The following is a 13826-nucleotide window of genomic DNA, read 5'->3' on the forward strand; positions in this document are numbered from 1 at the left end:
TATTTGACCGAGCCGAATTACTTGACTGAGCCAGACTACTTGGCTGGCATAGTGGGGCCGCCCTCGACCGCCAGCACCAGCCGGCGATTGGTGACCCTCGCCAGCTGCGCCAGTCGCCCGGCCGGCCGCTCGCCGTAAAGGTCGGCCAGCGACGCCGGCAGCACCAGCGCCAGCACGCCATTGCCGCGCCTCTCCCATTTCAACCGCGGCATGACGCCCGGCATTGCCGCCGTCAGCAGGTAGACGACGCGCATCACCGCGGCCAGCACACGGGCGCGCTCGATATAGCGCGGCGTTGCCAGTGCCTTGATTTCCGGCGCGATCGATTCGTTGAAGACGCCATCATGACGGTAGGCGTTGGCCAGCGCCAGGAAGGCGCGGCCGGGATGGTCGACGCCGATGAAGGAGGCGTGGGCAATGATGTTGAGCGATTGCTTGCCGCGATATTCGGGATGCGCGCGCCAGCCGATGTCGGCAAGCAGGCAGGCGGCCTGGCGGTAGCGCGCCTCGTCGACCGTCTCCTCGATGCCGAAGGCGGCGAAGGTCTTGCCCGTCCACTCGACAAGCTCATGCGCGTGGGTGACCGAGCGCGAACGCAGCCGGGCGAGTTCCTCCGAGGCCGAGATCAGCGGATCCGCCTTCTGCTCGGCTTTGTCGAGCAGCGAATAGAGAAAGCCCTCGCGCACGCCCAGCGCCGAGACGATGATCTTTGACGGCTGCATCGCCGCCATGATCTCCTGCAGCACGATGGCGCCATAAGGCAGCAGCGAGCGGCGGTTCTTCGAGACGCCTTCGATACCCCTTATCTTCTCGATCTCGCCCTTGGCGACCTGCTTGAGGAAGTTCGCAGCGCTGTCGATGCCGATCTCGTAATGGTGCATGACGCTCAGCGGATAGCTGGTCATTTCCATGTACAGCCGAGCGAGGTTTCGCCAGGTGCCGCCGACGGCATAGAACGGCCTGCCCTGCCCGCCTTTCAGCAGCCTTGCCTTCGCGAGTTCGTCGCGCGCTATCTTTGCCGCCTGGGCCAGTGAGTTCTTGGCCATGTCCTGCAGGCGCAGGCCACCCAGCGGCAGCGTAATGCCGTCGCCGATTGCCTCGCCATCGACGTCGACCAGTTCGAGGCTGCCGCCGCCGAGGTCGCCGGCGATGCCGTTGGCCGGGTGGAAGCCGGAAATGACGCCAAGCGCGGAATAGTGGGCTTCCTGGCGCCCGCTCAGCACCTGGACCTCGGTCTTGAGCACATCTTCGGCGCGGTGGATGAAATCGGGGCCGTTGACCGCCTCGCGGGCGGCGGCGGTCGCCAGCACATACATATGCTCGGCGCCGGCCTGCTCGGACAGCGCACGGAAACGCCGAAACTCCTCCATCGAACGGGTCACCGCCTCGGGATCGAGCTTTCCGGTCGAGACGATGCCGCGACCGAGGCCGGCCAGCATCTTTTCGTTGAACAGCGTGGTTGGCGAGCGCGCCAGCCCCTCATAGACGACAAGCCGGATCGAGTTCGACCCGATGTCGATGATGGACAGCGGTCGGCGGTCCTGAAGCCGGCCCTGGGACGTTGAAATCATCAGCCGGTCGCTGCGGCGTTTTTCTTGCGGCGCTTGAACTGCGCGATGCGCTTGGGCGCATGCGATTTCAGCGCATCGCCGCGTCCGGAGAGGCTCGGATTGGTCATGAAATATTCCTGCGCGTTGAACGGTTCCTCGCCCTCCTCGAGCGTGGCGCGCCGGGAGGTTCCGTCAGCCAATACGTCGAAACTTTGCTGGTTGTCCATGATGTTGCCCAGCATGATCTGGCCGAGGACTTGTTCATGCACCGTTGGATTGGTGATCGGCACCATGGTTTCGACGCGGCGGTCGAGATTGCGCGGCATCAAATCGGCCGATGAGATGTAGACGATCGCCCCGTCCGACGGCAGTCCATGGCCGTTGCCGAAACAATAGATTCGGCTGTGTTCGAGGAAGCGGCCGACGATCGACTTGACCCTTATGTTTTCCGACAGGCCCGGCACTTGGGGCCTCAGGCAGCAGATGCCGCGCACGACGAGATCGATCTCGACGCCGGCGCGGCTGGCGTCATAGAGCGCATCGATGATGATCGGGTCGACCAGCGAATTCATCTTCATCCAGATGCGGGCCGGCCTGCCCTCCAGCGCATGGCCAATCTCGTCCGAAATGTGCTTGAGGATGCGCTTGCGCAGCGTGAACGGCGAGATGGCCAGCCGCATCTCCTCGGTCGGCTCGGCGTAGCCGGTGATAAAATTGAACAGCTGGGCGACATCGCGGGCGATTGTCGGAGCGGTGGTGAAGAAGGACAAGTCGGTGTAGATGCGCGCGGTGACCGGATGGTAGTTGCCGGTGCCGAGATGCACATAGTTGCGCAGCTTGCCGTCCTCGCGCCGCACCACCAGCGACATTTTCGCGTGGGTCTTCAGTTCGAGGAAGCCGAACACGACCTGAACGCCGGCGCGCTCGAGGTCGCGCGCCCAGCGGATGTTGGCTTCCTCGTCGAAACGCGCCTTGAGCTCGACCAGCGCGGTCACCGACTTGCCGGCCTCCGCCGCGTCGACCAAAGCGCGCACGATCGGGCTGTCGTTCGAGGTGCGATAGAGCGTCTGCTTGATCGCCACCACTTCGGGATCGGCCATCGCCTGGCGCAGGAACTGCACCACCACGTCGAAGGATTCGTAGGGGTGATGAACGATGATGTCCTTCTCGCGGATGGCGGCGAAACAGTCGCCGCCGTGCTCGCGGATGCGTTCGGGAAAGCGCGGATTGTAAGGCTTGAATTTGAGATCGTCGCGGGCGATGGCGACGATCTCGGAAATCTGGCTGAGCGCCAGCGGACCGGTGAGCACGCTGATCCGGCTCGACGAGACGCCAAGCTCGCCGGCGACGAACTCGCGCAGTTCGGCCGGCATCAGCTTGTCGAATTCGATGCGGATGACCGAGCCGCGACGACGCCGTTTCAGCGCCGTCTCGAACAGGCGCACGAGATCCTCGGACTCCTCCTCGACCTCGATGTCACTGTCGCGGATGATGCGGAAGGTACCGGAGCCCTTGACCTCGTAGCCGGGGAACAGCTTGCCGATATAGAGGCCGACCGCTTCTTCCAGCGGAATGAAGCGGACATGATGCTTGCGGTCAGGCAAGCGGATGAAGCGCTTCAGCGCCACCGGCAGACGCAACAGCGCGCTCATCTCCTCGCCATTCCTGCGGTGGCGCAGTTGCAGCGCCATCGAGAAGCCGAGATTGGGAATGAACGGGAACGGATGCGCCGGGTCGATCGACAGCGGTGTGAGCACCGGAAACACCTGCTCCTGGAAATGATCCTCGAGCCAGGTCTTCTCGTCCTTGGTCAGCCCATCGCGGCTGATGCTCTCGATGCCTTCCTTGTCGAGCAGCAGCATCAGAGCGGATAGGCTGTTCTGCTGGTCCTCCTGCAGGCGCTCGACCTCGCGCAGCAATTGTTCCAGCTGTTGTTCGGGGGTGCGGCCGTCCGCGCTCTTCAGCGTGATGCCTTCGCGAACCTGGCCGGCGAGACCGGCGACACGGACCATGAAGAACTCGTCGAGATTGGCGGCCGAAATCGACAGGAAGCGGACCCGCTCGAGCAGCGGATGGTTGGCGTTCAGCGATTCTTCGAGGACGCGGCGGTTGAATTGCAGCCAGGAAAACTCGCGGTTGACGAACCGATCCGGGTTGCCGCCCTCTGGGCTCGCCACCTCGACAGTGGTGAATTCGCTCTGCACCGGCTTTAGTTCGTTCATGGTTCCTGCTCGTTTCGCACCCGCTGGCCACAGCGTCGCGCGTCTTTGCGGACGCGCAAAAGGACGCTCCCGCCACTTAAGCTACGCATGATCCCCAGCAAAACCGAATTCGGTTTCGGGGCCATGCCTTAACCGGCTTAGCTTATCCTGTGACAGGCTTTTACGACAGTTTGATTTCATCGATCTTGCAAAGAGACTGCTTATGATCCAGATGCAATCCAGGTACAGCGCGGCGCGTCCTTTGGACGCGCAAAGGGACGCGGTGGAATTTTGATTTTGCACATGATCCGGGGTCATGCGGCAAATATAGGAGACGACGATGGCAGGCGGTTCCATTCCCCATTTCCAGAACGATGCGGGTTATGCGGCGATCGACATCGGCGTCAAGGAATTCATGTGCACCGGCGCCAACCCGCCTTTCGACCATCCGCATGTGTTTCTCGACATGGGCGACGACAATGAAAAGGTCTGCCCCTATTGCTCGACGCTTTATCGCTATTCGCCAAAGCTGAAGGCGACGGAAACGCAGCCTGCCGGATGCCTCTATATCCACCAGGCCGCCTGACGCGCACACCATCCGATGGACGACACCCGGTCCCGGCAGGTCGTTATCGCCGGAGCCGGCGTCGCCGGACTGACCGCGGCACTGGCGTTTTCCGAGCGCGGCTATCTGGTGCGGCTGTTCGAACAGGCGCCGCGCCTCGAAGCGGCCGGCGCCGGCATCCAGCTCTCACCCAACGCGACGCGCATCCTTCGCCAGCTCGGCGTGCTCGACCGGCTGTTGCCGGCGGCGGTGCGGCCGGAGGCCGTCGTGCTCAAGGACGCCGCCACGCTGCGTGAGCTGGCGCGGGTACCGCTTGGCGAAGCGGCCGAAAGGCGCTGGCAGGCGCCTTATCTCGTCGCTCATCGGGCTGACCTGCAAGATGCACTGATGGCGCGCCTTGCCGAACGGCCGGACATCAGTCTCGTCACCGGCGCGCGCGTCGGCGGCATCGCCACAGGACCGCGCCATGCCACGGCAACAGTCGAGATTGCCGGCAAGACAGTCGAAGCCGGCGGCTTTCTGCTGATCGGCGCCGACGGCGTCTGGTCGGCGATCCGGGCTTTTGGCGGGTTTGCGGCCAAAAGCCGGTTTTCGGGCGAGCTTGCCTGGCGCGCTACGATCAGTGCAGACAGTGTCGCAGGAGAAGCCCTTGCGGCGGTCGGCGCCGCCAATTGCGTGACCACCTTCCTGCATCCCGGCTTCCACCTCGTCGCCTATCCGGTCAGCAACGGCACGGCGTTCAACCTGGCTGCCTTCACCAGGGGCGAGATCATCGCCGAGCGCTGGTCGGGCCACGCCGACCCCAATATCCTCCTCAGCGCCATGCGTGGCACGGCGGCAGCGCTGGGCCGGCTTGCCGAGGATGCCGGCCCGTGGACCGCGTGGCCGATCCATACGGTCGACCAGGCACAGCCATGGACGACGCCCGCCGGCATCGCGCTGATCGGTGATGCGGCGCATGCAATGACGCCGTTCGCGGCGCAGGGGGCGGCGATGGCGATCGAGGATGCCGCAACCCTTGCCGGCTTTGTCGCTGCCGCGCCCGCCGATCCGTGGGGCGCGCTTGCCGCCTGGGAGAAGATGCGCCGCCCGCGTATCGCCAAGGTCTCCCGCCGCGGGGCGGTCAACCGGCTCGCCTGGCATGCAGCGGGGCCGGTGGCCGTCGCGCGCAACCTGTTCCTGAAGTGGCGCTCGCCGGAAAAGCTCGCGGCCGATCTCGACTGGCTCTATGGCTGGCGGCCGGACACTCTACAGTTTAGCTCGTCGACGTAGCGATCCTTCCCACCCCCCTCTGTCCTACCGGACATCTCCCCCGCAAGGGGGGAGATTGGCCGTCACTGCGGCCTTCGCCAATCTCCAACGTTGCAGCAGTGAGCGGAGCGCCGAAGCTGCTGATCTCCCCCCTTGCGGGGGAGATGGCCGGCAGGCCAGAGGGGGGTGCTGTCCCTCTAACATCAAAGACTTACGGTCTGCGCAGCTGCGCAGCGACAGCGCTCAGTGCAGGATTTGCGACAGGAACAGTTTTGTGCGCTCGTGGCGCGGATTGTCGAAGAACTCGGCTGGCGTGTTCTGCTCGACGATCTGGCCCTGGTCCATGAAGATCACCCGGTTGGCGACCTTGCGTGCAAAGCCCATCTCGTGGGTGACGCAGAGCATGGTCATACCCTCTTCGGCGAGGCCAACCATCGTCTCCAGCACTTCCTTGATCATTTCGGGATCGAGCGCCGAGGTCGGCTCGTCGAACAGCATGATGCGCGGATTCATGCACAACGAGCGGGCGATGGCGACGCGCTGCTGCTGGCCGCCGGAAAGCTGGCCGGGATATTTGTTGGCCTGTTCCGGAATCTTGACGCGCGTGAGGAAGTGCATGGCGATTTCCTCGGCCTGCTTCTTCGGCGTCTTGCGCACCCAGATCGGCGCCAGCGTGCAGTTTTCCAGGATGGTCAAATGCGGGAACAGGTTGAAATGCTGGAACACCATGCCGACCTCGCGGCGCACCTCGTCGATCTTCTTGAGATCGTTGGTCAATTCCTTGCCGTCGACGATGATCTTGCCCTTCTGGTGCTCTTCCAGCCGGTTGATGCAGCGGATCATCGTCGATTTGCCCGAGCCCGAAGGGCCGCAAATGACGATGCGCTCGCCGCGCATCACCTTCAGGTTGATGTCCTTCAGCACATGGAATTCGCCGTACCATTTGTGCATGGCGATGATGTCGATGGCGACATCGGTGGTGGAAACCTGCATCTTGGCGGCATTGACCTTGATCTCTTCCGCACTGACTGCATTTTCTATTGTCATGGAAGGTTCCCTTTTTTGTTCTTAGCGCTTGTGGCCGGTGTCGAGCCGGCGTTCCGTGAACATCGAATAGCGCGACATGCCGAAACAGAACAGCCAGAAGACAAAGGCAGCAAACACCAGGCCGGACCTGGCCGTTTGCGGCGTTGCCCAGTTGGGGTCGTTAAAATTCTGTTTGACGACGCCGAGCAGGTCGAACATCGAGATGATCGAAACCAGGCTGGTGTCCTTGAACATGCCAATGAAGGTATTGACGATGCCGGGAATGACCAGCTTCAGCGCCTGCGGCAGCACGATCAGGCCCATTTTCTGCCAGTAACCGAGGCCGAGCGAATCCGCACCCTCATACTGGCCCTTGGGGATCGCCTGCAGGCCGCCCCGCACCACTTCGGCCATATAGGCAGCGGCAAACAGCGAAACACCGATCAGCGCACGCAGGAACTTGTCGAAGCTGACGCCGGCCGGCAGGAACAGCGGCAGCATGACGCTGGCCATGAACAGCACGGTGATCAGCGGGATGCCGCGCACCGTCTCGATAAAGATGACGCACAGCATCTTGACGATCGGCATCTTCGAGCGCCGGCCGAGCGCCAGCACGATGCCGAGCGGCAGCGACACGGCAATACCGACGAAGGACAGGGTGAGCGTCACCAGCAGCCCTCCCCACAGCGGGGTTTCGACATGCGGCAGGCCGAACACGCCACCAACCAGCAGGATGAAGGCAAAGATCGGCAGCGCCCCGAAGAACAAGATGGCGTTCAGCCCCTTGCGCGGCACCTTCGGGATGAGCAGCGGCACCAGAAGCGCCACGAACAGGATGGCGACCAGGATCGGCCGCCAGCGCTCATCGATCGGATAGCGGCCGAACATGAACTGGCCGAACTTGGCGTTGACGAAGGCCCAACAGGCGCCGGACCAGCCGTCCGGCTGGACGCCGCCCTGTGCCGCCGTTGCGCAAAAGGTACGGTCCGCGCCGGTCCATTGAGCGTTGATGAAGGCCCAACTGATCAGTTGCGGCAGGATCATCGCGACCAGCACGATGCCGATGATGGTCAGGATCGTGTCACCGGTCGACGCAATCAGGTTCTTACGTATCCAGGCGCCCAGGCCGCGCTCGCTTGCAGGCGCCGACTGTGCCAGCGCCATTTCGACGCGGACGAAGGAAAGATCGTGCTCCTGCATGTCGCTACCTCTCCACCAGCGCCATTCTGGCGTTGACCACGTTCATGACCGCCGACGTCAACAGGCTGAGTGCGAGATAGACCACCATCATGATCAGCACGCACTCGATAGCCTGACCGGTCTGGTTCAGCACCGTGCCGGTCGTCGCCGTCAGATCCGGGTAGCCGATGGCGATGGCCAGGGACGAGTTTTTGGTCAGGTTCAGATATTGGCTGGTCAGCGGCGGAATGACGATCCGCATGGCTTGCGGAATGACGACAAGCCGCAGGATCGATCCCGGCCGCAGCCCGAGCGCACCAGCTGCCTCGGTCTGACCCTTATTGACGCCCATGATGCCGGCCCGCACGATTTCGGCGATGAAGGCCGCCGTATAGAAGGACAGCGCCAGGTAGAGCGACAGGAACTCCGGTTTGACCTGAAAGCCGCCAGTCAGGTTGAAGGTCGATTGCTTTGGATAATCGAAGCTCAGCGGGAAGCCGCTGAGCGCGTAGGCCAGCAACGGCAAGCCGATGATCAAAGCCGCCGATGTCCAGAACACAGGGAATTGCTGGCCGGTCGCCATCTGCCGCTGACGCGCCTTGCGGGCGACGAACCACGCCATGGCGATGCCGAGAAGCAAAGCAACCAGGATCAGCCAGGAGCCTTCGCCCCACACAGCGCGTGGAAAATAAAAGCCGCGTTGGTTGAGAAAGGAGCTGAACGGCAAATTGATGCTTTCACGCGGCGGCGGCAGCACCGAAAGCACGCCAGAATACCAGAAGAAGATGACCAGCAGCGGCGGGATGTTGCGAAAGACCTCGACATAGACCATGCAGATCTTGCGGATCAGCCAGTTGTGCGAAAGCCGGCCGACGCCAAGGATAAAGCCGATGATGGTGGCGGTGACGATGCCGGCGGCGGCAACGATGAGCGTGTTGACGAAGCCGACCACAATGGCGCGGCCATAGGTCGAATCCGACGAATAGGCGATGGCGCTGTCACTGATGTCGAAGCCGGCGCGGCCCCTGAGGAAGCCGAAGCCTGACGCAATGCGCAGGCGCGTCAGATTGTCGATGGTGTTTTGGACGATCCACCAGACCAACGCAACCAGCACGATGACGACCACCGCCTGGAAGACTATGCCGCGGACCTTTGGATCATTGATGAAGGAGCCGCGGCTTGGCTCCTCGCGAAGAATTTCCTGCGATGCCATTCGACCATCCCCTGGAAAGAGAAACCGGGAGGCAGACGATCTGCCTCCCGGATCACATTTCGATCAGCGGATCGGCGGAGAGTATTGCAGACCGCCCTTGGTCCACAGCGCGTTGATGCCGCGCGCGATCTTCAGCGGGCTGCCCGACCCGACATTGCGTTCGAACATTTCGCCGTAATTGCCGACGGCCTTGACGATGTTGACGACCCAGTCGTTGGAGACGCCGAGATCGGTGCCGATCTTGGTATCGGCCTCCTGGCCGAGCACGCGCTTGATCTCGGGATTTTCCGAGGCCTTCATTTCCTCGACATTGGCCTTGGTGATGCCGAGTTCCTCTGCCTGCAGCAGCGCAAAATAGGTCCACTTGACGATGTGGTACCACTGATCGTCGCCCTGGCGCACGGCCGGTCCGAGCGGTTCCTTGGAGATGATCTCAGGCAGCACGACGTGGTCGGCGGGCGCGCCCAGCGTCAGCCGGATGCCGTAGAGACCTGATTGGTCGGTGGTGTAGACATCGCAACGGCCGGCGTCATAGGCCGCGTCGACCTCTGACAGCTGTTCGAAGACGACGGGGCTGTACTCCATCTTGTTCGTCTTGAAGTAGTCGGCGAGGTTGAGTTCGGTCGTGGTGCCGCTCTGCACGCAGACCGCCGCGCCCGAAAGCTGCAGCGCGGAATTCACCCCCGGCAGCTTCTTGGCGTTGATCATGAAGCCCTGTCCGTCATAATAGGTGACACCGACGAAGTTCAGACCAAGCGCCGTATCGCGGTTGATGGTCCAGGTGGTGTTGCGCGACAGAACGTCGATCTCGCCTGACTGCAGTGCGGTGAAGCGTTCCTTGGCACTGAGCGGCGTGAACTTGACCTTGGTGCCATCGCCGAACACGGCGGCCGCGACAGCGCGGCAGAAGTCCGCATCGATGCCTTGCCAGTCGCCCTTGTCGTCCGGCGCCGAGAAGCCGGCCAGACCGGTCGACACGCCGCATTGGATGAAGCCCTTGGCCTTGACGTCGTCGAGCGTGGCCGCCGACGCGGCCGAAGCCACCAATCCAAGCGCGGCGGCGCCCAGAATGCCGATTGCAATGTGTTTCATAACCCACAGACCCTTTTCTGTTTTTTTCAGGCGAACCTGACTTTTTTTTTCGTGTGAACGCAGCTTCCCGTTCCGGCCCATTACCGGAACCCGCATCGCAACCGACGCGCTGCCTCCCATTCACGGACTGCATCGAAGGCGATTATCACAGTGAGGTCAAGGAAAATGACCGAAACCCAAAGAGTTTCAAACCATTTGCCGCAAATGCCTGAATTGCAGACAAACGCGCCCGAAAATTAGCCAGCAACTGCAGGTCCGGCCAACGCGAATCGGAGCTGGCTTCTGAAATCCTTCTTCAGGGAGGCAGCGCCGGGCCGGAAAGCCATCGGAGCGATTGGCACAACCAGTCCGCCGGCTGGCGGATGGCGAACGGTTGCGCGGCCAATGCCGCCGCACTATGGCTAGCGCTTCATCAGAGGCGAAGCGCAATGGCAAAAGACGGCAGTGAAATGGGCATCAACACGCGGCTTGCCCACTCGGGCAACAATCCGCACGACTATTTCGGCTTCATCAACCCGCCGGTCGTACATGCCTCGACCGTGCTCTTTCCCAACGCGGCGACGATGGCGGCACGCAGCCAGAAATACACCTACGGCACGCGCGGCACGCCGACCACCGACGCCCTTGCCAGCGCCATCGACGGGCTGGAAGGCTCGGCCGGCACGATTGTGGTGCCCTCCGGCCTGGTGGCGGTGACAGTGCCGCTGCTCGCCTTCCTGTCGGCGGGCGACCATGTCCTGATTGTCGATTCCGTCTATCACCCAACCCGCAATTTCGCCGACACGATGCTGAAACGGCTAGGCGTCGAGGTCGAATATTACGATCCGCATGTCGGCGCCGGTATAGCGGCGTTGATCAAATCCAACACCAAGGTCGTGTTCACCGAATCGCCGGCCTCCAACACTTTCGAGGTGCAGGACATACCGGCCATTTCCAGCGCGGCACACGCCGCAGGTGCGATCGTGATGATGGACAACACCTGGGCGACGCCGCTCTACTTCCGCCCGCTCGACTATGGCGTCGACATCTCGATCCATGCGGCGACGAAATATCCGGCTGGCCATTCCGACGTGCTGCTCGGCACGGCGTCGGCCAACAAGGCCTGCTGGAAACAGCTTTGCGAGACATTTTACACGATGGGCTGCTGCGCCGGGCCGGACGATGTCTATCAGGTGCTGCGCGGCCTGCGCACCATGGGTGTGCGCCTTGACCACCATCAGCGCAGCGCCCTGGCGATCGCCGGCTGGCTGGAGGGCCAGCCGGGCGTGGCGCGGGTGCTGCATCCAGCGCTTGCCAGCCATCCCGACCACGATCTCTGGAAGCGCGACTTCTGCGGCTCGAGCGGCATTTTTTCGATCGTGCTCAAGGGCGGCGGCCAGAAACAGCAGCATGCCTTCCTCGACGCGCTCAGGATATTCGGCCTCGGCTATTCCTGGGGCGGCTATGAGAGCCTTGCGGTGCCGGTCTTCCTCGGCGACCGCGTCGTCGCCAAGGGGCCTTATGACGGCCCGCTCATCCGCCTGCAGATCGGGCTCGAGGATGTCGAGGATTTGAAGGCCGATCTGGCGCGCGGCCTCACTGCGGCGGCGGGTTGAGCTACGGTAGCGAGCTTCCAAAACCGATTCAGAAAACGCGCTCAACCTCTTGAAAAGACTAGCCGGATCACGCTGTGTAGCTGCTCCGGCTGGCGGCCGGACCTCGCCTGATCTACCCGCGTAGCGCAACAATATTTCCCAAATCCGCTATTTCTCGGATTGGTTTGGCTTTCGAATTCAGCAGTCTGGCGTCATTGCAAGGCGTTTCAAAGTTCAACACTCCTCGGGGATCAACCCCAGAGTGGGATAAACCCCAGAGCACCCATGGCCTTTCGTCTTTTTTCTCCCATACTGGCCGGCGCGACACTGCGCGAGCGCATGATCGCCTGTTTCGGTGCGACGATCGGCATTGCGCTGACCGGCGCGATCAGTGGCCTCGTGCTCGGCAGCGGCCCGCATGTGCCGCTGCTCGTGGCGCCGATGGGTGCCTCGGCCGTGCTTTTGTTCGCAGTGCCGGCGAGCCCGTTGGCGCAACCCTGGTCGATCATCGGCGGCAACACCATATCGGCGCTCGTCGGCGTGATTGTGGCGCGTTTCATACATGAGCCCGTCCTTGTGGTGGGCATTGCGGTATCGTTGGCCATCGCCGCGATGTCGTTCACACGCTGCCTACATCCACCAGGCGGCGCGGCGGCTCTGACGGCGGTGTTCGGCGGCCCGGCCGTCATCGACGCCGGCTTCCTGTTTCCGTTCGTGCCGGTGGCATTGAACTCGATCGTGCTGGTGGCGCTCGGATACGGTTTTCACAAGCTGACGCGACGGATCTACCCGCATGGTACCACCGCTGCGTCAAAGAACAGCCACGGCACCATCGATCCACTGGCGCAGGAGCGTATCGGCTTCCGGCCCGAGGACATCGATGCTGCGCTCGGCGCTTTGGAGGAGACGTTCGACATCGACCGCAACGATCTCGAACGGCTACTGCGGCAGGTGGAGTTACAGGCGATGGTGCGCACGCACCGGACCTTGCTGTGCGAGGATATCATGTCGCGCGACGTGATTGCCGTGGACGAGCATGCTGATGCCGACGAGGCGCGTCATCTGCTGCTCGATCACAATATCCGGATGCTGCCGGTCGTCGACGCGGAGGCCAAGCTTATCGGCGCCGTCGGACTGCGCGAACTGGCGCGGGCGGCGCAAGCGGTGAAAAGCGTGACAAAGGCCGTGGCGACTGCCTCGGCGAGTGCGCCGGCCATGGGCCTCCTGCCGGTGCTTACCGACGGCCGCAGCCACGCCGTCGTCATCGTAGACGACAACCAGCACATCCTCGGCCTCATCACGCAGACCGATCTGCTGGCCGCAACGGCACGCGCGCAAACTGGCGACAAGGCGTTGGCGGAAGCGGCAGCGTAAGCGGTGCCGGCCGCCGGGAAAAATGTTCGGGAACCTTTTCGCGGTTAGCCCGTCCAATGTTTCGATCGGAGGATTTGCTTCCGGTCATGAGATTGGCTCGCGATGAGGAAACCGGCCATATCTGCGACCGTCATGCCCGCCGCATCTGGCGAGATGCAGCTTGTCGGCCGTGCGCTGGCGCGCGAGGGCGGAGCCTTCCACACGATTATCAAAATGCACAACCAGCGACTCTATCGTATCGCCCGCAGCGTCGTCCGCAACGACAGCGAGGCTGAAGACATCGTGCAAGAGGCCTATGTCAGGGCCTTTGCCCAGCTCGGGGATTTTCGCGGCGAATCCTCTCTCGCCACATGGCTGTCACGCATCGTCATCAACGAGGCGCTTGGGCGTTTGCGCAAAAGGCGGCGAACGGTAGCGATGCCGCAAAATCTACAAGCCGAAATCATCGAGTTCCCCCTCAATCCCAGCGACGATCCGGAGCGGATGATGGCGCAACGGCAGATCCTCGAGCTTGTCGAACGGGCGACCGATCGACTTCCCGATGTCTACCGGACAGTATTCGTGGCGCGGGTGATCGAGGGTCTCAGCATAGACGAGACCGCCGAATTACTCGATGTGCGGCCCGAAACCGTCAAGACCCGGCTGCACCGAGCCCGCGCCAGATCGGCCCGGTGCTGCTCGATGCCTTCCCCTTCGCCGGCCGCCGGTGTGAACGGCTGACCGCCGCGGTGATGCAGCGGCTTGGCTTTACCAGCTGATTTTCCCGAATTCCCGGGAACGTTTGCCCCCTTCCGGCATCCA

The 13826-nt window shown here is 62.7% G+C and carries 10 protein-coding genes and 1 pseudogene; 5 read left to right on the top strand and 6 right to left on the bottom strand.

Annotated features, from left to right (window positions below):
- Positions 1 to 35 precede the first annotated feature (35 nt).
- Entirely contained in the window at positions 36 to 1571 is a 1536-nt protein-coding gene (gene ppx, locus AC0L2A_RS21945) for an exopolyphosphatase (RefSeq protein WP_473610619.1), read from the bottom strand.
- On the bottom strand, positions 1571 to 3772 hold the full coding sequence (locus AC0L2A_RS21950; protein ID WP_236386729.1) for an RNA degradosome polyphosphate kinase: 2202 nt from the start codon (positions 3770 to 3772) through the stop codon (positions 1571 to 1573). The genes ppx and AC0L2A_RS21950 overlap by 1 nt, the downstream gene beginning before the upstream one ends.
- Before the next feature lie 319 nt (positions 3773 to 4091).
- Here AC0L2A_RS21950 and AC0L2A_RS21955 point away from each other — a divergent pair, with 319 nt between their 5' ends.
- Both AC0L2A_RS21955 and AC0L2A_RS21960 read left to right on the top strand, forming a co-directional pair.
- Complete coding sequence (locus AC0L2A_RS21955; RefSeq protein WP_091590655.1) at positions 4092 to 4337, top strand: zinc-finger domain-containing protein; 246 nt, start codon at positions 4092 to 4094, stop codon at positions 4335 to 4337.
- Positions 4338 to 4352: 15 nt separating this feature from the next.
- Positions 4353 to 5588: an FAD-dependent monooxygenase gene (locus AC0L2A_RS21960; protein ID WP_473610621.1), complete on the top strand. Its 1236-nt coding sequence runs from the start codon at positions 4353 to 4355 to the stop codon at positions 5586 to 5588.
- A gap of 222 nt (positions 5589 to 5810) precedes the next feature.
- Here AC0L2A_RS21960 and AC0L2A_RS21965 read toward each other — a convergent pair whose 3' ends face one another.
- From AC0L2A_RS21965 to AC0L2A_RS21980, 4 genes are all read right to left on the bottom strand, one after another.
- Positions 5811 to 6614: an amino acid ABC transporter ATP-binding protein gene (locus AC0L2A_RS21965; RefSeq protein ID WP_023800620.1), complete on the bottom strand. Its 804-nt coding sequence runs from the start codon at positions 6612 to 6614 to the stop codon at positions 5811 to 5813.
- Between the two features lie 21 nt (positions 6615 to 6635).
- Positions 6636 to 7793 carry an amino acid ABC transporter permease gene (locus AC0L2A_RS21970; protein ID WP_027155356.1) on the bottom strand — a complete coding sequence of 386 codons (1158 nt, stop codon included), beginning with the start codon at positions 7791 to 7793 and terminating at the stop codon, positions 6636 to 6638.
- A 4-nt stretch (positions 7794 to 7797) separates the two neighbouring features.
- The gene (locus AC0L2A_RS21975; protein ID WP_091590650.1) at positions 7798 to 8985 is read right to left on the bottom strand and encodes an amino acid ABC transporter permease; all 1188 of its coding nucleotides are present in this window, start codon (positions 8983 to 8985) and stop codon (positions 7798 to 7800) included.
- 63 nt (positions 8986 to 9048) lie between these two features.
- On the bottom strand, positions 9049 to 10077 hold the full coding sequence (locus tag AC0L2A_RS21980; RefSeq protein WP_128169208.1) for an amino acid ABC transporter substrate-binding protein: 1029 nt from the start codon (positions 10075 to 10077) through the stop codon (positions 9049 to 9051).
- Positions 10078 to 10505: 428 nt separating this feature from the next.
- Between AC0L2A_RS21980 and AC0L2A_RS21985 the strand changes: the two genes are divergently transcribed.
- From AC0L2A_RS21985 to AC0L2A_RS21995, 3 genes and pseudogenes are all read left to right on the top strand, one after another.
- Entirely contained in the window at positions 10506 to 11672 is a 1167-nt protein-coding gene (locus AC0L2A_RS21985; protein WP_473610622.1) for a cystathionine beta-lyase, read from the top strand.
- 264 nt (positions 11673 to 11936) lie between these two features.
- Complete coding sequence (locus tag AC0L2A_RS21990) at positions 11937 to 13025, top strand: HPP family protein (protein ID WP_473610623.1); 1089 nt, start codon at positions 11937 to 11939, stop codon at positions 13023 to 13025.
- Between the two features lie 132 nt (positions 13026 to 13157).
- Positions 13158 to 13783: pseudogene (locus tag AC0L2A_RS21995) on the top strand (RNA polymerase sigma factor).
- The last annotated feature ends 43 nt before the right edge of the window (positions 13784 to 13826 follow it).

The organism is Mesorhizobium sp. WSM4844, assembly GCF_055811775.1.

Excerpts from the sequence above, each read along its gene's own strand:
- ppx (WP_473610619.1), bottom strand. The coding sequence starts at position 1,571 with ATGATTTCAACGTCCCAGGGCCGGCTTCAGGACCGCCGACCGCTGTCC.
- AC0L2A_RS21950 (WP_236386729.1), bottom strand. The coding sequence starts at position 3,772 with ATGAACGAACTAAAGCCGGTGCAGAGCGAATTCACCACTGTCGAGGTG.
- AC0L2A_RS21955 (WP_091590655.1), top strand. The coding sequence starts at position 4,092 with ATGGCAGGCGGTTCCATTCCCCATTTCCAGAACGATGCGGGTTATGCG.
- AC0L2A_RS21960 (WP_473610621.1), top strand. The coding sequence starts at position 4,353 with ATGGACGACACCCGGTCCCGGCAGGTCGTTATCGCCGGAGCCGGCGTC.
- AC0L2A_RS21965 (WP_023800620.1), bottom strand. The coding sequence starts at position 6,614 with ATGACAATAGAAAATGCAGTCAGTGCGGAAGAGATCAAGGTCAATGCC.
- AC0L2A_RS21970 (WP_027155356.1), bottom strand. The coding sequence starts at position 7,793 with ATGCAGGAGCACGATCTTTCCTTCGTCCGCGTCGAAATGGCGCTGGCA.
- AC0L2A_RS21975 (WP_091590650.1), bottom strand. The coding sequence starts at position 8,985 with ATGGCATCGCAGGAAATTCTTCGCGAGGAGCCAAGCCGCGGCTCCTTC.
- AC0L2A_RS21980 (WP_128169208.1), bottom strand. The coding sequence starts at position 10,077 with ATGAAACACATTGCAATCGGCATTCTGGGCGCCGCCGCGCTTGGATTG.
- AC0L2A_RS21985 (WP_473610622.1), top strand. The coding sequence starts at position 10,506 with ATGGCAAAAGACGGCAGTGAAATGGGCATCAACACGCGGCTTGCCCAC.
- AC0L2A_RS21990 (WP_473610623.1), top strand. The coding sequence starts at position 11,937 with ATGGCCTTTCGTCTTTTTTCTCCCATACTGGCCGGCGCGACACTGCGC.